This window comes from Arthrobacter bambusae (genome assembly GCF_022606295.1).
Classification (GTDB): domain Bacteria; phylum Actinomycetota; class Actinomycetes; order Actinomycetales; family Micrococcaceae; genus Arthrobacter; species Arthrobacter bambusae_A.
Genome location: NZ_JAHHZS010000009.1, coordinates 64,424 through 84,862 on the forward strand (window position 1 = coordinate 64,424; position 20,439 = coordinate 84,862).

General features: G+C 65.7%; 20 protein-coding genes. 13 read left to right on the top strand and 7 right to left on the bottom strand.

What is annotated here, in order from left to right; translation table 11 throughout:
* Positions 1 to 202: 202 nt before the first annotated feature.
* Positions 203 to 1,420 carry a benzoate/H(+) symporter BenE family transporter gene (locus KNN17_RS08330; protein WP_241708287.1) on the top strand — a complete coding sequence of 406 codons (1,218 nt, stop codon included), beginning with the start codon at positions 203 to 205 and terminating at the stop codon, positions 1,418 to 1,420.
* Positions 1,421 to 1,438: 18 nt separating this feature from the next.
* On the opposite strand, the gene zapE is transcribed toward KNN17_RS08330, so the two are convergent.
* Complete coding sequence (gene zapE, locus KNN17_RS08335; RefSeq protein ID WP_078105483.1) at positions 1,439 to 2,476, bottom strand: cell division protein ZapE; 1,038 nt, start codon at positions 2,474 to 2,476, stop codon at positions 1,439 to 1,441.
* Positions 2,477 to 2,685: 209 nt separating this feature from the next.
* Here zapE and KNN17_RS08340 point away from each other — a divergent pair, with 209 nt between their 5' ends.
* From KNN17_RS08340 to ybaK, 3 genes are all read left to right on the top strand, one after another.
* On the top strand, positions 2,686 to 3,609 hold the full coding sequence (locus KNN17_RS08340) for a sulfurtransferase (RefSeq protein ID WP_078105484.1): 924 nt from the start codon (positions 2,686 to 2,688) through the stop codon (positions 3,607 to 3,609).
* 88 nt (positions 3,610 to 3,697) lie between these two features.
* On the top strand, positions 3,698 to 4,153 hold the full coding sequence (locus tag KNN17_RS08345) for a SufE family protein (RefSeq protein ID WP_171983380.1): 456 nt from the start codon (positions 3,698 to 3,700) through the stop codon (positions 4,151 to 4,153).
* Positions 4,154 to 4,170: 17 nt separating this feature from the next.
* Positions 4,171 to 4,662 carry a Cys-tRNA(Pro) deacylase gene (ybaK, locus tag KNN17_RS08350; protein ID WP_241708288.1) on the top strand — a complete coding sequence of 164 codons (492 nt, stop codon included), beginning with the start codon at positions 4,171 to 4,173 and terminating at the stop codon, positions 4,660 to 4,662.
* Between the two features lie 30 nt (positions 4,663 to 4,692).
* On the opposite strand, the gene KNN17_RS08355 is transcribed toward ybaK, so the two are convergent.
* Positions 4,693 to 5,943 carry an alpha/beta hydrolase family protein gene (locus tag KNN17_RS08355; protein ID WP_241708289.1) on the bottom strand — a complete coding sequence of 417 codons (1,251 nt, stop codon included), beginning with the start codon at positions 5,941 to 5,943 and terminating at the stop codon, positions 4,693 to 4,695.
* 141 nt (positions 5,944 to 6,084) lie between these two features.
* On the opposite strand from KNN17_RS08355, the gene KNN17_RS08360 reads away from it, so the two are divergent.
* The 9 genes from KNN17_RS08360 to KNN17_RS08400 all read left to right on the top strand — a co-directional run bounded on the left by KNN17_RS08360 (position 6,085) and on the right by KNN17_RS08400 (position 16,372).
* Positions 6,085 to 6,576 (top strand): hypothetical protein, encoded by a 492-nt coding sequence (locus tag KNN17_RS08360; RefSeq protein WP_241708290.1) that lies wholly within the window; start codon positions 6,085 to 6,087, stop codon positions 6,574 to 6,576.
* Between the two features lie 14 nt (positions 6,577 to 6,590).
* The gene (msrB, locus tag KNN17_RS08365) at positions 6,591 to 7,082 is read left to right on the top strand and encodes a peptide-methionine (R)-S-oxide reductase MsrB (RefSeq protein ID WP_241708291.1); all 492 of its coding nucleotides are present in this window, start codon (positions 6,591 to 6,593) and stop codon (positions 7,080 to 7,082) included.
* Positions 7,083 to 7,283: 201 nt separating this feature from the next.
* Positions 7,284 to 8,654, top strand: a complete 1,371-nt coding sequence (locus KNN17_RS08370) for a DUF6421 family protein (RefSeq protein ID WP_241708292.1) — start codon at positions 7,284 to 7,286, stop codon at positions 8,652 to 8,654.
* A complete protein-coding gene (locus KNN17_RS08375) occupies positions 8,651 to 9,382 on the top strand; it encodes an SDR family oxidoreductase (RefSeq protein ID WP_241708293.1) in 732 nt (243 codons plus the stop codon). Before KNN17_RS08370 ends, KNN17_RS08375 begins: the two co-directional genes overlap by 4 nt.
* A 9-nt stretch (positions 9,383 to 9,391) precedes the next feature.
* Complete coding sequence (locus KNN17_RS08380; RefSeq protein ID WP_078105488.1) at positions 9,392 to 10,504, top strand: threonine aldolase family protein; 1,113 nt, start codon at positions 9,392 to 9,394, stop codon at positions 10,502 to 10,504.
* Between the two features lie 61 nt (positions 10,505 to 10,565).
* Positions 10,566 to 11,231 carry a DUF3000 domain-containing protein gene (locus KNN17_RS08385; RefSeq protein ID WP_078105489.1) on the top strand — a complete coding sequence of 222 codons (666 nt, stop codon included), beginning with the start codon at positions 10,566 to 10,568 and terminating at the stop codon, positions 11,229 to 11,231.
* A 68-nt stretch (positions 11,232 to 11,299) separates the two neighbouring features.
* Positions 11,300 to 12,652: an HRDC domain-containing protein gene (locus tag KNN17_RS08390; protein WP_241708294.1), complete on the top strand. Its 1,353-nt coding sequence runs from the start codon at positions 11,300 to 11,302 to the stop codon at positions 12,650 to 12,652.
* Positions 12,653 to 12,932: 280 nt separating this feature from the next.
* The gene (locus tag KNN17_RS08395) at positions 12,933 to 14,225 is read left to right on the top strand and encodes a thiolase family protein (RefSeq protein ID WP_241708295.1); all 1,293 of its coding nucleotides are present in this window, start codon (positions 12,933 to 12,935) and stop codon (positions 14,223 to 14,225) included.
* Positions 14,222 to 16,372: a 3-hydroxyacyl-CoA dehydrogenase NAD-binding domain-containing protein gene (locus KNN17_RS08400; protein ID WP_241708296.1), complete on the top strand. Its 2,151-nt coding sequence runs from the start codon at positions 14,222 to 14,224 to the stop codon at positions 16,370 to 16,372. The genes KNN17_RS08395 and KNN17_RS08400 overlap by 4 nt, the downstream gene beginning before the upstream one ends.
* A 23-nt stretch (positions 16,373 to 16,395) precedes the next feature.
* Here KNN17_RS08400 and KNN17_RS08405 read toward each other — a convergent pair whose 3' ends face one another.
* Genes KNN17_RS08405 through KNN17_RS08425 form a run of 5 tightly spaced genes read right to left on the bottom strand, consistent with a single transcriptional unit; the run spans position 16,396 to position 20,436 of the window.
* On the bottom strand, positions 16,396 to 17,499 hold the full coding sequence (locus tag KNN17_RS08405) for an FUSC family protein (protein WP_241708297.1): 1,104 nt from the start codon (positions 17,497 to 17,499) through the stop codon (positions 16,396 to 16,398).
* A gap of 40 nt (positions 17,500 to 17,539) precedes the next feature.
* Positions 17,540 to 18,601, bottom strand: coding sequence for a nucleoside hydrolase (locus KNN17_RS08410; protein WP_241708298.1), 1,062 nt, complete (start codon positions 18,599 to 18,601; stop codon positions 17,540 to 17,542).
* A 10-nt stretch (positions 18,602 to 18,611) separates the two neighbouring features.
* On the bottom strand, positions 18,612 to 19,589 hold the full coding sequence (locus KNN17_RS08415) for an aldo/keto reductase (protein ID WP_241708299.1): 978 nt from the start codon (positions 19,587 to 19,589) through the stop codon (positions 18,612 to 18,614).
* 40 nt (positions 19,590 to 19,629) lie between these two features.
* Positions 19,630 to 19,845, bottom strand: a complete 216-nt coding sequence (locus KNN17_RS08420) for a hypothetical protein (RefSeq protein WP_028266791.1) — start codon at positions 19,843 to 19,845, stop codon at positions 19,630 to 19,632.
* Between the two features lie 30 nt (positions 19,846 to 19,875).
* Entirely contained in the window at positions 19,876 to 20,436 is a 561-nt protein-coding gene (locus KNN17_RS08425; RefSeq protein WP_078105496.1) for a hypothetical protein, read from the bottom strand.
* Positions 20,437 to 20,439 lie beyond the last annotated feature (3 nt).

Genomic DNA, 20,439 nt, shown 5'->3' on the forward strand with positions numbered 1-20,439 from the left:
CCTCGACGGTTTGCTGTAAGGGCTTCGGCCCGGGCAGCTCCCTCCGCCAATGAGGCTCCGTAGCCGGTTCAACCGGCCAGAGCTCCCGAATACAGTTACGTCAACGGGGCACCGGTCCCGCCGCGAGGCGCCGCCGGTGCCCTTGGCGTTTAACCGCCGCGTCCTCGGCAGACGGGCAGCGGCTCCGGTAACGTGAGGGACTATGCCAGCGTCACCTCTCCACACCGGACAGACACGTCCAGCGCCCGCTTCGCGGCAGCTCTCCCGTCCGCTTGTGGCCGGAATCGTGACCGCGCTGGTCGGCTTCACTTCATCCTTCGCAGTGGTGCTCGCAGGCCTCAGGGCGATGGGGGCCACTCAGGAACAGGCCGCCAGCGGGCTGCTTGCCCTCACTCTCACCTTCGGGGTCGGAGTGCTCTGGCTGTCCTGGCGCTCGCGCCTGCCGGTTACGCTCGCGTGGTCGACGCCCGGCGCCGCTTTGCTGGCAGGAGCCGGAGTGCCCGACGGCGGGTGGCCGGCCGCCGTCGGCGCCTTCCTTGTCGCCGGGGTGCTGATCGCCCTGACGGGGCTCATTCCGGCTCTCGGCAAGCTGATGGCGAAGATTCCCACGGCCCTCGCCCAGGCGATGCTGGCCGGAGTGCTCCTGTCCCTCTGCCTTGCCCCGTTCAAGGCCTTGGGCACCGCTCCCCTGCTGGTGGCTCCCGTGATCCTCTGCTGGCTCGTCATGATGAAGCTGGCGCCCCGCTGGTCGGTCCCTGCCGCATTGTTGGTGGCGTTGGCCGTCATTGGACTCTATATCGTGGCCAACGGTGCGGGCATTCCCACGAGCCGGTTGTTGCCCGGGTTGCAGTGGACCACCCCCGCTTTCACGCTGAGCTCGGTGGCCGGCGTCGCGCTGCCCTTGTTCATTGTCACCATGGCATCCCAGAACATTCCCGGGGTGGCTGTGCTGAAGTCCTTCGGCTACACCGTCCCGTGGCGCCAGACAATGTTGGTGACCGGGGCAGGGACTGCGCTCGGGGCTCCCTTCGGTGGACATGCGATCAACCTTGCCGCACTGAGCGCCGCGTTGGCAGCCGGGGAAGAAGCGGGTGAGGACCGGGGCCGGCGCTGGATCGCGGCCTTCACGTCCGGCCTTGCCTACCTCGTGCTGGCAGCGTTCTCCGCCGCACTGGTGACCGTCGTGGCGGCGGCACCACCAGGGCTCCTGGAGGCCGTCGCAGGATTGGCCCTGCTGGGCACCTTGGCCTCCGCCATCGCTTCTGCGCTGGCTGTCGCCGAAGAACGCATCGGAGCCTCCGTGACGTTCCTGATCGCAGCCTCGGGCCTCAGTTTCGCAGGAATCGGCGCCGCGTTCTGGGCACTCGCCGCCGGAATCCTGGTTCGTTGGGTCCTGAAAGACAGGGAACCCCAAAACTAGAGTGGGGCAGCAGGGTCCCTACGAAGGCTCGTGGTTTTGGCCCTCACGCGCCAGGGCGGTCAGGCGGGACACGGCGCGGAAGTACTTCTTCATGTACCCGCCGGTCATCATTTCCTCGGTGAAGAGCTTGTCGAAGGGGACGCCGCTGGCAAGGATCGGGACGTCCTTGTCGTACAGGCGGTCGGCCAGCACCACAAAGCGCAGGGCAACGGCCTGCTCCGTAATGGTTGCAACATCGCGCCAGACGACCGCATCGATTCCTGCGATCAGCTTCCGGTAACGGCTGGGGTGGACACCCGCGAGGTGGTCGATCAGGCCACGGAAATCGTCCACGGCCACTGTCTGGCCATCGAACTCGGCGTGCATCTGCCGCTTTAGGTCTTCGGTCTTCAAGGGTGCCGGGGCTGCGGGCAAGCCGCGGTGCCTGAAGTCTTCCCCGTCGATCCTGACAACATCGAACTGGTCCGCAAGGACCTGGATCTCCCGCTGGAAGTCGACGGCGGCAAAGCGGCCGTCCCCTAGTGAACCAGGCAAAGTGTTGGAGGTGGCAGCGAGCTTCACACCGGCGTCGGACAATTCACGCATGAGGCGCGACATCAGCACCGTGTCGCCCGGATCGTCGAGCTCGAATTCGTCAATGCAGACAAGCTTGTAGCTGCTCAAAGCCTCCACGGTCTTCCGGAAGGACAGGGCGCCTACCAGGTTGGTGTACTCCACGAAGGTCCCGAAGGCTTTCGGCCCGGGAGCGGAGTGCCACAGGGAAGCCAGCAGGTGGGTCTTTCCGACGCCGAATCCGCCGTCGAGGTAGATCCCGGCCCTGGTGTTGACCTTCTTGCTGAAAAGGCGCTTGAAAAGACCGTCTCCGTCGCCGGCTCCCACCGTCGCCCCGAAAGCTTCCAGGGCCTTGACCGCCGCGGCTTGGCTGGGCTGGTTCGGATCCGGCCGGTAGCTCTTGAAGGACACCGCTCCGAACCGTGGCGAAGGGTAGAAACCCTTGAGAATCTCATCCGCTGAGGCCGCCGGCGTGCGCGCGACGAGCTGTTCGATCTGTACCAATGCGGTCCGTTCTTCGTGTCGTAAGTCCCCAGCAAGAATACCGGCAATGACACGCCCCGGGCGGACACGTGATGAAGGCCATATTTCACCATATGAACGGGGAGGAGCTTTAGTCCCTGGCCCTCGATACTGTGGGATTAATGCCCGGGCACGTCCTATCGCCCGGCGCCGCCCGGTGTCAGTGAAAGTGTCAGTGAAAGGCCATACCAATGTCCTACCCCGTTGAACAGAACGAGAAGTTCGCCGCGTACGCCCATCCGGAACGGCTGGTGTCCACCGAGTGGCTCGCCGCAGCCCTTGAAGGCGGTGCGCTCGGCGACGGCAAGCTGGTTGTTGTCGAATCCGACGAAGACGTCCTCCTGTACGAGACCGGCCACATCCCGGGGGCAGTCAAGATCGACTGGCACACCGACCTGAACGATGAAGTCACGCGGGACTACGTCGACGGTGAAGCGTTCGCAGCCTTGGCGGCCGCCAAGGGAATCTCGCGTGACACCACCGTGGTGATCTACGGCGACAAGTCCAATTGGTGGGCCGCTTACGCCCTCTGGGTATTCACCCTCTTCGGCCACGAAGACGTCCGGCTCCTGGACGGCGGCCGCGACAAGTGGATCGCCGAAGGCCGCGAAGTCACCACCGACGTCCCCCAGCCCGCCGCGGGCGAATACCCTGTGATCGAACGCAACGACGCCCCGATCCGCGCCTTCAAGGACGATGTCCTGGCTCACTTCGGCAAGCCGCTGATCGACGTCCGCTCCCCCGAGGAATACACCGGCCAGCGCACCCACATGCCGGCCTACCCCGAAGAAGGCGCCCTGCGTGGAGGCCACATTCCCACCGCAGCCTCGATCCCGTGGGCACGCGCCGCTGCCGAAGATGGCACCTACCGCAACCGGACCGAACTTGAGGACCTCTATCTCGGAGAAGCAGGCCTCACGGAAGGCGACGACGTCGTGGCCTACTGCCGCATCGGCGAGCGTTCCAGCCACACCTGGTTCGCGCTGAAGTACCTGCTTGGCTTCGAAACGGTCCGCAACTACGACGGTTCCTGGACAGAGTGGGGCAATGCAGTGCGCGTCCCGATCGTCAAGGGCGCCGAGCGGGGCTCCGTCCCCGCACTCGCCGGAAAGTAGTCCGGACCTCCGTGCCTTGCCGTCCTGGCGCGGCCATATTGACGCAACAGGGAGCCAGACCGGCCCGGACCTGCGTAAGCTGGAAGTGATGAGTACCAATACCTTGCCCGCCGCACTGGCGGAAATTGTCGATGACTTCCAGGCACTGACCGAGCCCGATCGCCTTCAGCTGTTGCTTGATTTCTCGCGCGGGCTCCCGGCCTTGCCGGAACGGCTGCTGGACCACCCCGAGCTCCTGGAGCAAGTGGTGGAGTGCCAGTCGCCCCTGTTCCTGACCATTGAGCAGGAAAAGACCCCCGACGGCGTCGCGTACCGTTTGTACTTCAAGGCACCGCCCGAGGCGCCCACCACGCGCGGCTTCGCGGGGGTTTTGCACGAGGGCCTGGACGGGCTGACTGCCGCAGAGATCCTGGCTGTTCCCGACGACATGCCCGAATTGCTGGGCCTCACCCGGGCCATCACACCGCTGCGCATGCGCGGGATGACGGCCATGCTGGGGCGGATCAAGCGCAAAGTCGCCGCGGCAGACCGCTTGCTGTCCTGATCCGGGATACTCCGGGAATGGCCAGGAAACAGGCTGCACAGGGAACGCCGGCCACAGCCGTACTGGCTGCGGCCGGCGTTCCTTTCACGCTGCACCCCTATGCGCATGATCCTTCGGCGCCCAGCTATGGCCTCGAGGCAGCCGAGGTCCTCGGCATCGATCCCGGGCGGGTCTTCAAGACCTTGATGGTGGACATTGAAGGCAAGCTGGCGGTCGGCATCGTTCCGGTCAGTGGCACGCTGGATCTCAAGGCAATTGCCGCGGCTCTCGGATCCAAGAAGGCCACCATGGCCGATCCCAAGATGGCCGAGCGACGCACCGGCTATGTCCTGGGTGGAATTTCCCCGCTGGGCCAACGCCAGGCATCGCCCACGGTGCTCGACGAATCGGCGCTGGCCTTCGGCACGATCCTCGTCTCGGGTGGACACCGTGGCCTGGACATTGAGCTGGATCCCGCAGACCTTATTCGGCTGACCGGCGCCCGGACTGCGCCGATCGGCAGCCCCTAGCAAGCGCAGGGAGCACGGGCGCCAAGGCTCTCAATCCGACGCCGGCCCGCCACGGGGCGTGAGCCGTGGAGCCAACCACGAGCTCACCAGCCGTTCCCACTTCTGCGGATCCACGTTCCACTCTTTCGTGTGGCGGGCGCCGTCGAAGGGCTCAAAGGTGACCATGTCCGGATTCTTTTCGGCGAGGCTGGCCGAGGGCTCGTAGGGAACGTATTCGTCATCCACGCTATGGATCACGAGCGTCGGAGTCCGCAGTTCGACGGCACGGGTGTCCCAGTCCATCGCCTTCAAGTCGACGGGCGCGGCGAGGCCGGTGAGGCGCCGGCCCAAAGGGTGCCCCAACATCAGCTGTCCGTAGCGGCCGACGGCGTAGGGAATCCTGTTGATCTGTGCGTGGTGTGCCAGGACGTTGACCCAGTCGATGACCGGCGCGTCCAGGACCATGGCCCTGATCACGTGGCGGTTGCGCGAAAGATCGGCCGTCTGCAGGCAGATCGCCCCGCCCATCGACCAACCGAACAGGACCACCTCGTGGGCGCCTTGGGCGAGGGCGTAGTCAATGGCGGCGTCGACGTCGTGCCATTCCGTGGACCCCAGGCCGTAACGCCCGTCGGGGGCCGACGGTGCCAGTCCGTCGTTCCGGTACGAAACCAGGAGGCTGTCGAGCCCGAGTTCGCGAGCGGTGCGCACGGCGCGCAAGCCTTCGAGCCGGGTAGCACCACGGCCATGGACCATGATCGCCCACACCTTCGCCGGCTCCCCCGCGCCCGACGGAATCAGCCACGCAGGGGCGTGGCCACCCTCGACGTCGATCTGTATGTCTTCCGAATCCAGGCCAAGCGCCGCCGGGGAGTCATAGACTGCACCGCTCCACCATGCGCGCCGGGCTGCCGCCAGATCCCCGCTGTAGACTTCCTCGACTTCGCGCTGCACCGTCCGCTCAGCGGGTGAATAGGACACGATCCGTCCGATCCGCGCGAACCCCGTCCCGCCCGCGAAGTAGAGGCTGAAGACGCCGTCGACGGTGGTGTCGGGGGTCGCTGCGAGGATGACCTGAAGCCCTTTGTCGCCGCGCACCACCGCCAACACTTCCTGGTCGGCTTCCCGCGTTGAAGGGGTGATGACCCGCCGGGCGAAATAGGCTGCGAGCGCGGAAGAACCTGCGCCGAGCAAGCCGGCGATGCCGCTTCCGGCAACGATCCCGGCAACGGCCCATTTGGCGCGCACGGACATTTTCGCGCCGTTCTCAACGGTCGGAGCAGCTCGGGTCATGGATGCCATATGACCATTCTCCCGGTTGCGGGGCAGTGTTCCGAACAGCGCCCCCTGTGGCGTTTCGTCCCGGGACACGACGCCATAGGAACAACAGAATTGCCGCACCAAACCATGCCTCCCGGCGCAGCTCAGGTCTACGCTGTAGCCATGAGTGAACCAATCGTGATCCTTACCGAAGAGCCTCTCGGCCCGGACGACCGCGTCAATATTGCCAAGCTGATCGACGGCGGAGACTCGCCCCTGGTGGTGTTGGTGCCGTCGAACACGGAACGGCACTTGTTGGTCGACTTCCTCGAGAACCTCTCACTGCTTGACGTAGCCAAGGCATTCCGGGACCTGATCGCGGAGGCACCGGATCCCCAGTCGGAGCGGGCACAGGCTGCGGAGACCTTGTCGGCTTCCCTCGTCGCCTTGGATGGGCTGGGTGGCGGCGTCACGGGTGAAATCGTCGACGGCGGTGCCGTGGCGGGCTTGGTGTCCAAGGTCAAGGCACTCAACGCGGCACAGGCCGTCGTGGTCACCCGCCCGCACGCGATTGCCGATACCTTCCACACGGACTGGGCGAACAAAGCCCAGGACCAGTTGGGGCTGCCCGTGCTTCATCTCTATGCCGGCTCGGGATTTATCGGCGACTCGTGAACGTTGGAGAGAGCATGAGCACTGCAGACAACAGGAAATATTTCCAAGCAGCGGACCCCTTGGCCGGGGTTCCCCACCAGGACGTCCCGAAGGACGGGCAATGCGTGGAGAAAACGGACGCGGAGTGGCGCGAGGAACTTACCCCTGAGGAGTTCAGGGTCCTCCGCCAGGCCGGAACGGAACGCCCTTACACCGGTGAGTACTGGGACACCCATACAGCGGGCGTGTACCAATGCAGGGCGTGCGGCGCAGAGCTATTCACCAGCAATGAGAAATTCGATTCCCATTGCGGCTGGCCGTCCTTCTGGGCCCCGCTCGCGGAAGGCACTGTCCGGTACATCCATGACCGCACTTTGGGAATGGAACGGGTGGAGGTCCGTTGCGCCACGTGCGATTCGCACCTGGGACACGTTTTCGAGGGCGAGGGCTACGGCACGCCGACTGACCAGCGGTATTGCATCAACTCCGTTTCGCTCAAGCTCGTCGAATCCCCGGCAGGGCAGTAAATCCGGACCCCGGCTCCGGACACAAACGACAAGCTACCGGCGGTCCCCCGCGGCCAGCCCTCCCCGGGCTGGATCTTCCGGGGCCGCCGGAACCACTTGCACAAGAGTTTCTTATGCTCGCGCCGCTTTTGAATTAGCTACTCTGACTGCTTGCTACGCTCACCTCAGAACAATGATTCTTGAGGAAAGGCACCGTCGACGATGACCACCACCGTTACCACCACCCGTCCGCGCATCACGTCGGACAACCGGGACTGGATCTCCCTGAAGGCCGCAGCCACCGCGCTGCAGACATTCCAAAGCCAGGACGGTTCAATCCAGGATTCCCTCCACCATGAGGCTGCCCGGGCCTACACAGCCACCATCATGGAGGCCATCACGGCCCTGGCTCCTGCGTTCCCGCACGACGCTGCCTATCTTGACCTCCTGCTGGAAGATTTCGGCCGCTGGGCCCACGCCGGCTTCGGAGTCCCGGACTTCCTCGACTCGCTCCTGGCGTTCCAGCCGCAGGAACACCGTGAAGACGGGCTCCAGCACCTCGTGGTATTCCCCATGTACACCCAGAACGGCAGCACGAGCCGGCTCGTGGAAGCCGTCCTGCTCGAAGTGATCTGGCCCGAGTTCATCGGCGCGTTGGAGGCCGGAGACTACTCCAACAAGCTGTTCGTCCCCATCCGCTTCCTGGACTTCACTCCCGGCTACGACACCAATTCGGCCGTGCTCTTTCCCGAGACCGTCGCAGTGCGCGAAACGCCCGCCTTCACGTGGGGCGCCATCTTCGCCGACCGCGAGGCCGCACGCTTCCGCCGTGTCCTCAAAGCGGCCGCCGCAACCACCTCCCTTGAGCTGCCGGCGGATGCCGCCGAGCTCCTGGATGACCAGGAACTCACGCAGCGGACGTTCGTCATGTGGGACCTGATCCACGACCGCACCCACATGCGCGGCGACCTTCCCTTCGATCCGTTCATGATCAAGCAGCGGATGCCGTTCTTCCTCTACTCGCTCGAAGAGCTCCGCTGCGACCTGACAGCCTTCCGAGAATCCGTCCGGATCGAAAAGGACGAGGACGCTTCCCCCGACGCCCGGCGCCACGCGAAGCTCGTGCAGTACGCGGTCATCTTCGACCGCATCTTCCGGTTCGCCATCACCGGCAACCGGGTCCGCAATTACGACGGCCTGGGCGGCCAGCTCCTCTTCGCCTGGATGCACCAGCACCACGTCCTGCACTGGACCGACAGCAAGCTCAGCATCGACTGGGACGAGGCGGCCGACGTCGTCGTCGAACTCGGCGCCCGGATCGAAGAACTGTACTGGCGCTCCATCGACCGCCCCAAGGCCGCCCACTGGCTCGCAGCGTATAAGCTCATTTCCGGTACGGTCACTCCCCACCCGGCTTCGGTCTGGGCGAAGGGCCCAGAGGCACTGCCGCTCGACGGGCCGCCCCGCGGCCTCACCGACCAGGTCCTCGACGACGAATTCCCCCTGTCCATGTTCTACGAAGCACTGGAGAAGAAAATGCGTCCGATCATCGAATCAACCACCGGTATCACCGGGCAGACCGCAGCCTCATGACGGGCGAACCGCTGACTGTCGTCGTCACGGGCGGCAGCAACTCCTCCGGCATCGCCGTGGCCCGCGCCTTCGCCCAGGCCGGGCACCGGGTCTTCACGATCGGCTCCAACGAGGCCCGCATCAAGGCCGCCGCGGCCGAGGCGGGCAACGACGTCACTCCCCTCGTGTGCGATCTTTCCCGGCTGGAGTCTGTGCGCGAACTCGCCGCGGAGATCCACCAGAGCACGGAAAGGGTCGACGGCGTCGTCCACCTGGTCGGTGGGTGGCGCGGCGCCAAGGGAATCGAAGACCAGCCGGACGAAGACTGGGCCGCGCTTGAGCAAAGCGCCATCACGACCCTGAGGAACGTCTCCAGGGTTTTCTACAAGGATCTCGCGTCCTCCCCCACGGGTCGTTTCGCCATGGTGAGTTCGACGGCGGTCGCCGCACCCACCGCGGGAGCCGCCACCTACGCGGCGGCCAAGGCTGCGGCGGAGACCTGGACCCTGGCCCTGGCCGACGGGTTCCGCCGCGATCAATCAGGCAACAAGGACGAACCTACGGAACAGCACAGTGCGGCCGTCGTCTTCGTGGTCAAGTCGCTCCTGGACGCGGCGATGCGGCGGGAACACCCGGAACGGAAATTCCCCGGATACACGGACGTCGACGACTTGGCGGCGGCCGCCGTCGGGCTCTTCGACAAGCCGGCAGCGGAACTGAACGGACAGCGCCTCCTCCTGGCCAAATAGACTGAAAGCGTGAACGAACAAGTGACGAGCACTACAGAAGAATTCCCGGCTGCCTTCGATACGGAAGCCGGCGGGCGCCTCCACGATCCCTCCATCCGCGGATTCGCCTCGGACAACTACTCAGGAGTCCACCCCGAAATCCTGGCGGCCCTCGCCGCAGCCAATGGCGGCCACCAGGTCTCTTACGGGGAGGACCAATACACGGAACGGCTCCAGGAAGTCATGGAGCAACACTTCGGCGAGGGCATCGAATGCTTCCCCGTCTTCAACGGGACCGGCGCGAACGTGTTGTCCCTGCAATCACTGTTGCCGCGCTGGGGTGCCGTCATCTGCGCCTCTACCGCCCACATCAATATGGACGAGAACGGCGCGCCGGAGCGGATCGGCGGCATCAAGCTGCTCCAGGTCCCCACTGTGGATGGCAAGCTGACCCCCGGGTTGATCGACCGCGAAGCCTGGGGCTGGGGCGACGAGCACCGTGCGCAGCCGCTGGCGGTCTCCATCACGCAGACCACGGAGCTCGGCACGTGCTACACGCCGGAAGAGATCCGGGCGATCGCCGACCACATCCATGCCAAGGGCATGAAGCTGCACATGGACGGCGCCCGGCTCGCCAATGCCGCCGCACACCTTGGGGTGCCCTTGCGGGCCTTCACCCGCGACGCCGGAGTGGACATTTTGTCTTTCGGCGGTACCAAGAACGGGCTGCTGTTCGGCGAGGTTGTCGTTGCCCTGAATCCGGAGGCCGCCCACGGACTGAAGTTCCTGCGCAAGATGAACATGCAGCTTGCCTCCAAGATGCGCTTCATTTCGGTCCAGTTCATCGCGCTTCTTGAGTCCGGGCTGTGGCTTCGCTCTGCCGAACACGCCAATGCCATGGCCTCGCGGCTGCGTACGGCCGTCGACTCCATCGAGGGTGTGGAGCCGACCCAGGCCACAGAGTCCAACGGCGTCTTCGCGGTCCTGCCCGCCGGCGTCGCTGATCGCCTCCGATCCTCCTTCAAGTTCTACGACTGGAACGAAGCGAACCGCGAGGTGCGCTGGATGTGCTCCTTCGACACCACGGAAGAGGACATCGATTCCTTCGTTGCCGCGATCAAGCGCGAACTGGCGTCCGCATAGGGCATGGGACGGGGCGGCGTGGCTTCAAGGTTTCGCCGCCCCTGACACATAATCTGCGAAGGTGAACGCACTCGCACAGGTTCCCGCGGATTTCTTGCATGCGTTGGGAACGCTACGAAAAGCAAAGTGCCGGAGCGAGCTGCGCCTCGCGGAAATCCCGGCGCCGTCCCGCCTGGCGCCCTTTGCCGTGGCCTTGGGCGCCGAGGTCTTCAGCCGGTCGGCGCGTCCCGGCCAGACTCCTGTCCATGGCCCCGCGGCCATGGCATTTTCCCGTGAGAACAACGCGGGATCCCCCGGCGCGGCCGATGACGAAGACGATGAGCTCGCAACAGGCAGGTTCATCCTGCTCCACGATCCCGACGGCTCGGCTGTGTGGGACGGGGAATTCAGGATCGTCACCTATATCCGGGCCCAGCTCGAAGCCGACATGGGCAACGATGCCATGCTCGGTTCCGTGGCCTGGACGTGGCTCGTGGACGCCCTGGAGAACCACTCAGCCCGGTACCGGGCCGCGGGAGGAACGGCCACGCGCATCCTGTCCGAGAGTTTCGGCACTTTGGCCGAAAGACCGGAAACCATCGACATCGAACTCCGTGCCTCATGGACACCTGCGTCTTCCGATGTCCAGGCCCATCTGGAGGCCTGGTGTGACATGGTCTGCACGTTCGCAGGGCTTCCTCCCCTGCCTCCCGGCGTCACGCCCCTGCCGAACCGGAGGCTCACATGAAGCCTGTGACAGTCTCTGGAAGCTGCGGCCGGACCGGCCAGGCACAGAGTCGGTAAACTGAAGGCACCATGACCCCTGAAAACCTGGAACCCACCACGGCCGGCGCTCCGGCTGCTGATCCCACACCACACATCACGGTAGACGGCTTTGAAGGCCGGATACCCGAGATCATCGATCTGGATGCCCCGCGCGAGGGCGTGCCCCTTGTCATCGACACCCTCGCCGGCCTGGAGCGGTGCGCGGCCGCCATCGCCGCAGGATCCGGCCCCGCCGGGGTCGACGCCGAGCGGGCCTCCGGCTTCCGATACGGGCAGCGCGCCTTCCTGGTGCAGATCAGGCGCGACGGCGCAGGAACCTGGCTGATCGACCCCGAACCCTTCGATGACTTGAAAATCATCAACGAGGCGCTGCGCGGCGTCGAGTGGATCCTGCACGCCGCCACGCAGGATCTTCCGTGCCTGGCCGAGCTTGGCATGTGGCCCGACAAGCTCTTCGACACGGAACTCGCCGCGCGCCTCGCCGGACTGCCCCGCGTGGGCCTCGCAGCCGTCATCGAGCAGCTCCTCGGCTTCGGCCTCGCGAAGGAGCACTCGGCCGCCGACTGGTCCACCCGGCCCCTCCCCGAACCGTGGCTGCGGTACGCGGCCCTCGACGTCGAGGTGCTCGCCGAACTGCGTGAAGAACTCATCGAACTCCTGGAAACAGACGGCAAGCTCGAATTCGCCGAACAGGAATTCGCGGGCATCCTTGGAGCAGGCCTTCCGGTCCCGCGGGTGGACCCGTGGCGCAAGACTTCCGGGTTGCACCAGATCCGCGACCGCCGTCAATTGGCTGCCGTGCGTGAGCTTTGGTACGAACGGGATCAGCTCGCGCGCAAACGGGATGTTGCACCCAGCCGCCTCATTCCCGATTCCGCCCTGGTCGCCGCGGCCAAGGCCCTGCCGGCAACCGTTCCGCAACTCCTGGCCACCAAAGGCTTCCACGGGCGGGCCGCACAGCGCGAAGCACCACGCTGGCTGCGCTGCATCGCCGGCGCACGGAACACCGAGGACCTTCCGCCGCTGCACCTTCCAACCAACGCTCCCCCGCCGCCGCGTGTCTGGACAGACCGCGATCCCGACGCCGCGGCGCGCCTGGGCACTGCACGGCCCCGGCTTCAGGAAGCGGCCGATGGGCTCAAGCTCCCCGTGGAGAACCTGCTCACCCCGGATTACATGAGGCGCGTGCTGTGGCGGCCGCCGTCGGACATCACCGCGGAGTCCGTGTCGGAAGAGCTGCGCGCCCTCGGCGCCCGCGAGTGGCAAATCGCCATCACGGCGCCGATCCTCACCGAGGCGTCATTGAATCCGCAACCGTTGCCGCCCAAGGAACCCAAAGAGCCGCGGAACCCGGCTTCCAAGGAACGAACCCCGGCCCCTTAGCGGAAGGTTCCGGCACCCCCCGGCGTCGCCCGCTCACAAACAAACCCTTCCGGCGCTCCCCCCGCTCACATACAAGCCTGTTTCCACGTCCATTCATGAGTGATGTGAGCGAGGGTCCGTCGGAAACCCTTCATACGTGAGCGGGCGTCCGGCGGAAAGCCCCCATATGTGAGCGGGGGTCTCCTTGCGCGCTAAGTTACCGGCGAGTAACATGGCCGTGAATGAGACCGGCTTCCCCTCTGCGGGGTGTCCGGCATCCATGTCTCAACGAGGAGCCACAATGAGCCAAACCGGAAACAGCGCCACGCCGCGTACAGTCCGCGACGTCGTCTTCGTGGACGGTGTCCGGACGCCGTTCGGCAAGGCCGGCGACAAGGGAATCTATGCGGGCACCCGTGCCGACGACCTCGTGGTCAAGTGCATCCGCGAACTGATGCGCCGCAACCCGAGCCTGCCCGCCGAGCGCGTCGACGAAGTGGCCATCGCCGCCACGACGCAGACCGGCGACCAGGGCTTGACCATCGGCCGCACCGCCGCCCTCCTGGCGGGCCTTCCCCGCAGCGTGCCCGGCTTTGCCATCGACCGCATGTGCGCAGGTGCAATGACCGCGGTCACGACGACGGCGAGCGGCATCGGTTTCGGCGCGTACGACGTCGTGATTGCGGGCGGTGTGGAGCACATGGGCAACCACCCGATGGGCGCCGGCGCGGATCCCAACCCCAGGTTCATGTCCGAGCGGATCGTGGACCCGGCCGCCCTGAACATGGGCAACACCGCCGAGAACCTGCACGACCGTTTCCCGTCGATCACCAAAGAGCGGACGGACACGTACGCAGCGGCGTCGCAGGCAAAGCTTGCCACGGCTTACGGCAAGGGCCGGATCCAGCCCGATTTGGTCCCGGTCGCCACGATGAAGCCCGGACAGGGGTGGACAGTGAACACTGTCGACGAGCCGCCGCGCCCCGGCACCACGGTGGACGACCTCTCGGAGCTGCGCACCCCGTTCAGGGCCCACGGCCGGGTCACCGCAGGCAACGCCGCCGGCTTGAACGACGGCGCGACGGCGGCAGTCCTGGCCTCCGCAGAGGCCGCTGAGGAGCTTGGCCTGTCCGTGAAGATGCGCCTGGTCTCCTATGCCTTCGCCGGCGTCGAACCCGAAGTCATGGGCATCGGACCGGTCCCGGCCACCGAGAAGGCCCTCAAGAATGCCGGACTCGGGATCGAAGACATCGGCCTCTTCGAGATCAACGAGGCCTTCGCCGTTCAGGTCCTGAGCTTCCTGGACCACTTCGGAATCGCCGACGACGACCCGCGCGTCAACCGCTATGGCGGGGCGATCGCCGTCGGGCATCCCCTCGCGTCCTCCGGAGTGCGGCTCATGAACCAACTTGCCCGCCAGTTCGAGGAAGACCCGTCCGTCCGGTACGGCATCACCACCATGTGCATCGGCCTGGGAATGGGCGCCACAGTAATCTGGGAGAACCCTCACCACCCGAGCTACAACAGCCACACCATCGACCACAGCGAGACCCGGAGCGCCGTCGACACCGAGAGCAAGGGAGCCGCAGCATGAGCGCCGCAGAATTCCAGAAACTGGCCGGACTGTTCCCGGATGAGACAGTGACCCACTCCTACGTCGAGGACATCGAACTCCCCGGCAACGCAGGAACGTTCGCCCTGATCACCCTGGACAACGGCCTGGACCACACCAAGCCCACCACCCTCGGACCCAACACCCTCGTCGAGCTCGGGACGGTCCTTGAAGGACTCAAGGACCGGGCTGCACGCGGCGAGATCGTCGGCGTCGGCGTCACGGGCAAGCCGTACTTCCTGGTGGCCGGAGCGGACCTTTCGGCGGTCAAGCAGCTCGAAGAGCGCGAACACGGCCTGTGGATGGCCCAGCTGGGCCACGACGTCTACGCGACGCTCGCCGATCTGGGTGTTCCCAGCTTCGCCTTCATCAACGGCCTCGCGCTCGGTGGCGGCCTCGAAATCGCCCTCCAGTCCACCTACCGCACGGTCTCGACGGGCGCGGGCGCCCTCGCTTTGCCCGAAGCGTTCATCGGGCTTGTCCCCGGTTGGGGCGGCGTTTACATCCTGCCGCGGCTCATCGGCCCGGAAAACGCCGTCAAGGTCATGATCGAGAACCCGCTGAGCAACAACCGCACCCTCACCGGCCCCCAGGCTTTCCAGCTGGGCATTGCCGACGCCATCTTCGAACCCGCGGATTTCGTGGAGCAGTCCATCGCCTGGGCCGCGAAAGTGATCGCGGGTGAAGCCGTCCCGGGGCGGAGCAACTCCGTGGACCCGGAGGATCCCGCCGTTGCCGAACGCTGGGCCGGCGCCGTGGCTGCGGGCCGGGCCTTCGTGGAGGCCAAGACCTCAAACGCATCACCGGCTCCAGCCAAGGTGCTGGACATCCTCGAAGCCAACAGGACCATGGGCAAGGCGGAATCCGCGGCCCTGGAATGCGAGACGCTCGCCGACTTGATGCAGACGGACGAGTTCCGTTCCACCGTCTACGCCTTCCTCGACCTCGTGCAGAAACGGTCCAAGCGTCCCGCCGGCGCACCCGACCGCAAGCTCGCGCGTCCAGTGACGAAGATCGGCGTCGTCGGTGCCGGCCTGATGGCGAGCCAGCTCGCGTTGCTGTTCGCACGCCAGCTCAAAGTACCCGTGGTCCTGACGGACATCGACCAGGAACGCGTGGACAAGGGAGTTGCCTACGTCCATGCGGAGGTGGACAAGCTGCTCGGCAAGAAGCGGATCAGCTCCGACGCCGCCAACAGGACCAAGGCCCTGGTCAGCGGCTCCGTCTCCAAAGAGTCTTTCGCCGATGCGGACTTTGTCATTGAAGCCGTCTTCGAAGAACTCAATGTCAAGAAGCAGGTCTTCGCGGAAGTGGAGGCCATTGTCTCCGCCGAATGCATCCTCGCGACCAACACCTCCTCGCTCTCAGTGACCGCGATGGCCGAAGATCTGCAGTACCCGGAGCGCCTGGTCGGTTTCCACTTCTTCAACCCCGTTGCGGTCATGCCGCTCCTGGAGATCGTGCGTGCTCCGAAGACCGACGACGCCGTGCTGGCCACCGCGTTCGAGCTCGCCAAGGGCCTGAAGAAGACAGCGGTGCTGGTCAAGGACGCCGCCGCTTTCGTCGTCAACCGGATCCTGCTGCGGCTCATGGGCGAAGTCATTGCCGCATTCGACGAAGGCACGCCGGCGGAAGTGGCCGATTCGGCGCTGCGACCCATGGGCCTGCCAATGAGTCCGTTCACCCTCAGCGCGATGGTGGGCCTTCCGGTCGCCCAGCACGTCCAGGAATCGCTGCACGCTGCCTTCGGCGAACGTTTTGCGGTGTCCCAGAACCTGCAGAAGCTGGTTGACAATGGCGTGAAGTCGCTCTGGGTCCAGGGTCCTGACGGAAAGCCGGCGATCCCGGCGGAGACGTTGGCCCTCATGTCCTTCGGCAGCACCGCGTCCACGGCCGAGGAAGTCTTGCGTCGCACCCAGGACGCCCTGGCCGAGGAAATCGGACTCATGCTCTCCGAAGGCGTGGTGGCCGGTCCCGAAGACATCGACCTCTGTGTGATCCTCGGAGCTGGCTGGCCGATGTTCCTGGGCGGGATCACGCCGTATTTGGACCGGGTGGGCGCCTCCGAGCGGGTCAACGGCAAACGCTTCCTGGCACCCGGGATCGCTTCGAAGCCCGTAGCCGGGTAGCTCCCGGCTCCTCGTGACGTCGGCTATGCCGCCTGCCGCGTACCGCGCCAGGCGGCATAGCCGATGACCAGCGAAATGAGGCAGCCAATGGTCGTGTCGACCAGACGCTCGCCGAGGAGTGAAGGGGACAGCTGGTGCCCCAGGCCGCTGAGCACCGCGACAAGCGGGGTCATGACCAACGCATAGGCCGTGTAGTTGGCGGCCTTGAGGTATTGCCGGGCCGCCCCGACGACGCAGATGATGCCGACGGTTGCCCAGATCGGAAGGGCACCGAGGAGCAGTCCGCCCACGAGGACACCCAGCGCCGTACCCAGGCCTCGCTGGACAGTGCGCGCAAGACCGGCCCGGTGGTCGCGTTGCACCACGAGCACGACCGTCAGCAGGATCCACTGGGAGTGCGGGCCTCTCACGAGAATGGCCACCACCTGGGCGGCGATCATGCAACTCGCCAAACGCAGCGTGTATTGCCAACCGGACAGGGTTGCCATCCGGCGTCGCCATGCCCCGAGGTCCTTGTGCCAGGAACGCCGCGCTGGGGCCACCTCCGCGGCGGTTTTACCCAGGAGGTGGTATTCGACGCCGAACACCAGCAGCGTCAACAAGCTTCCCCCGAGCGCTCCGGCAGCGAAGAACCACAGCAGGGTTTCGATCGGGACCGCACTTGAGGCGAGGGAGGCACCGATGATCATGAAGACGATGGCCTGGGTGCTCGCCTTGGCTGCGCTCGGCCGAAGACCGCCAAAGATGGTAGCGATGGCAGCGAGCGTGACAATGAGGATGCCGCCCCACGGCTGAAACACGGTGCTGAGCATGCCGGCCGCCGCCCCGCAGGCACCGGCCAGCGAGGTATTGAGCAGCTCCAGGGATCTGTATTTCAGGCCGCCCACGTGGCCGCTTCCGGAGACGAGCAACGCGCCGAGCGCAGCAACCATTCCCGCCCCGATGTCGCCAAGGACGAGCCCCAGGACGATCGGGACCCCGAGTGAGAGTCCCGCGTTCACGACGTGGACCACGTTGAGCTCTACCCGTTTCCAGCGCGTGGCGTCGACAATCACGTCGCGTCCTGCGCTGGAAGCGCGTTTGAGGTGGTGACGCCAGCGCGGTGGTGCCGCCAACGGATCCGTCATGCTCCACCTCGTTTCAGGGACGCTCCCATCCGGCCGTCTCTCACAGCCTCCGGGCGAGGGCGCCCAATGAGCTCACGAGTTCGGTGAAGGCTTCGCTCGGGTGGTTTTCCGAGACGATGCGCGCGTTGGGCGGCTCGCCCCACAGTCCGCGGAAGTCCGCCACAGTGGTTCCGAAGAGCCTGGGGGCTGCTGTCTCGACGTGCACTGTCGCCGCGCGGGTGCTGTACCTGGCGGTTCCGGCGGCGGCTGATGCTGCGAAGTAGTCGTGGATGTGCGCCACGTAGCCTTGGCCGTAGTGGCGGTGGAATTCGAAGTAGAAGCGCAGCATATCGCTGACGTGCCGCACGAGTTCGTTGGACGCGGTGCTGCGCCGCCCTTCCGGCTGCTCCGGAAGGACAAGTTCCGGCTCCGTGCAGCCTGCCTCGGAAGCCAAGGCGGCTACGTGTTCGGGCGTCAGTTCGATCCGTTCCGTGGTCTCCAGGGCGCACACCACCGGCAGCCGCTCCTCGGGAATCCCGGAGTAGGCCTCGAACACCTCCGCGGCTGCGTGCGGATCAACGTGGGTGTTCCACTCGGCGGTGGGCGTCGTGTTGCCCTGGTAGTAGTAGCTGCCACCCATGATCACGACGCCGCGCAGCAGGTCGGGCAGCCGCGGCTCGGCCCGCAGGACGAGGGCGAAGTTGGTGAGGGGCGCCGTCAGCAGGGCGGTCAGCTCCCCCGGCCGTGACCGGGCCGCTTCGACCCAGAGTTCGACGGCGTCGACGTCGTTTACTTTTCCGCGCGGTGCCGGCAACTCGGCGTAGCCGACGCCTTGGGGCCCGTGGGTTTCCGGCGTGGTGGTCAGCGGGATCCGCAGCGGCGCCCGGGCGCCAATGGCAACGGGCACGTCGGGGCGGCCGCACAGCTCGAGCAGGGACAGGTTGTTGAGTGCCACTTGCTCCGCCGCGACGTTGCCCGGGGTGCTGCTCACGGCAACGAGCTCCACCTGCGGCTGGCTGCACAGATAGGCCAGGGCGAGGGCGTCGTCGATTCCCGTGTCGCAGTCCACCAGCAAGCTCACGGGCTCGCGTTGGCCTCCAGCTGTCGCCTGCTCCCCGCTCATGGAACGCTCCTTAGAAGAGGGCAACCTTGGGGGTACGCGGGAAGATGTCATCCAGTTCGGCGCGTTCCTCGGCCGTGGGTACCCAGCGCACCGCCTTCGCGTTTTCGGCGATTTGCGCCGGGCGGGTGGCTCCTGCAATAACGCTGCTGACCGCGGGTTGGGCGGCCAGCCAGGAGAAGGCCAGCTGCAGTTCGTTCAGGTCACGCTCCTTGGCGAACTGGCTGAACCTGCCCAGCTGGACCCAGTCGGCGTCCTCGACCATGTTGGTCCGCGTGTGGCTGAGGCGGGATCCTTCCGGGGCATTGCCCGGGGCGTACTTGCCCGTCAGGAGGCCGTTTGCCAAGGGGAAATAGGGCAGGACGCCGAGTCCGAAGGCCTGGGCGGCCGGCAGCACTTCGAGTTCCGCGCGGCGGTCCAGCAGGTTGTAGTGGTTCTGCGTCGAAATGAACCGCGCACCGCCCTGCATCCGGGCGACGTACTCGGCTTCCGCGATCTGCCAGCCCGCACGGTTGGAGTGGCCGATGTACCGGACCTTGCCGCTTGTCACGAGGTCGTCGAGGGCTGCGAGGGTCTCGTCAACCGGGGTGAGGAGGTCCGGGGTGTGGTACTGGTAGAGATCAATCCAGTCGGTGCCGAGGCGGCGCAGCGACGCCTCCGCGGCCTGGACGATGTAGCGGCGCGATCCCCGCGCACCGAAATCGTTGCCGTTGGCGCCATGCATGTCCATGCCGAATTTCGTGGCCACGATCGCGTCGTCCCGGCGACCCTTCAGGGCGGCGCCCAGCATGGTCTCGCTGAGGCCGGGCTCCCGGCCATAGACGTCTGCAACATCGAAAAGGGTCACACCTGCGTCCAAGGCGGCATGCACAACCGCGTTGGTACCCTCCTGCGATTCCGTGGCGGTATTGGCCCGGCCGAGATTGTTGCACCCCAAACCGACTACTGAGACGGTTAATCCGGAATTTCCAAGACGGCGATATTCAGTCATGGTTTCACCCTACAACGCCCGCGAGGGGCCGGTCCGCCGCTCAGGATCCGAAGGCGATTCCTGCCTCTTCCATCGCGTCGTGCAACTGGGCCATGACCTTGGGGCCCATGCCGTGCAGGGCCGCCACCCGCCCCTCACCGAACTCGGCGAGTTGTTCAAGGGTTTCCAGACCCTCGTGGGCGAGTGCCCTCCGCGCCGGAGCGGACAAGCCCTTGGGCAGCGGAGTGTGTCCGGGCCAGTTGCTCTTGGGCGCCATGTTTGTCCCTTCGAAGCGGTGAAGTAGTCCTTAGAGGGTAAAGCCCGCACCGGTTTTCGGCGAGTGTTTTACTTTGAATGCGGTGGGTTCGGCATGGGGTGCTGCCGCGATGCTCAGCTTCGTGAAGTCCAGGTCTTCTCCCCGGATGCACACCTTGATGGCGTTGACGGCTTTGTTGACGTCCGGGCACAGGCAGAAAATGTTCAGCTTCGAGTCGCTGATATCGGAACGGTCCACGGTACCCAGGCCTCGCCAGGCCAGTTCGCTCGTCAACGCGGCCTTGGCCTTGCGTTCGAGGTAGCGGTCGCGGTCGGTGCCGTCCTTCGTCTTCAGCGCAATCTGCGCGACCACCCAGAACTGCTCGGTCTCGGGAATCTCCGCATAGCCGTCTTCTTCGCATTGCGCGGCAAAAGCCGTCATGAGTCCTTCGACGGCGGATTCGTCCTCGACGTCCGTTTCGTCAGTGCTGCTCTGGTGTCCTACGACCCCGTGGTTGATGACGAACTGCTTGAATTCGTCGTCATACCAAGCCTCCCGGAAATGCAGGACCGCTTCGTCGTCGCGCTTATACGTGCGGATGATGCCGCTCATGCT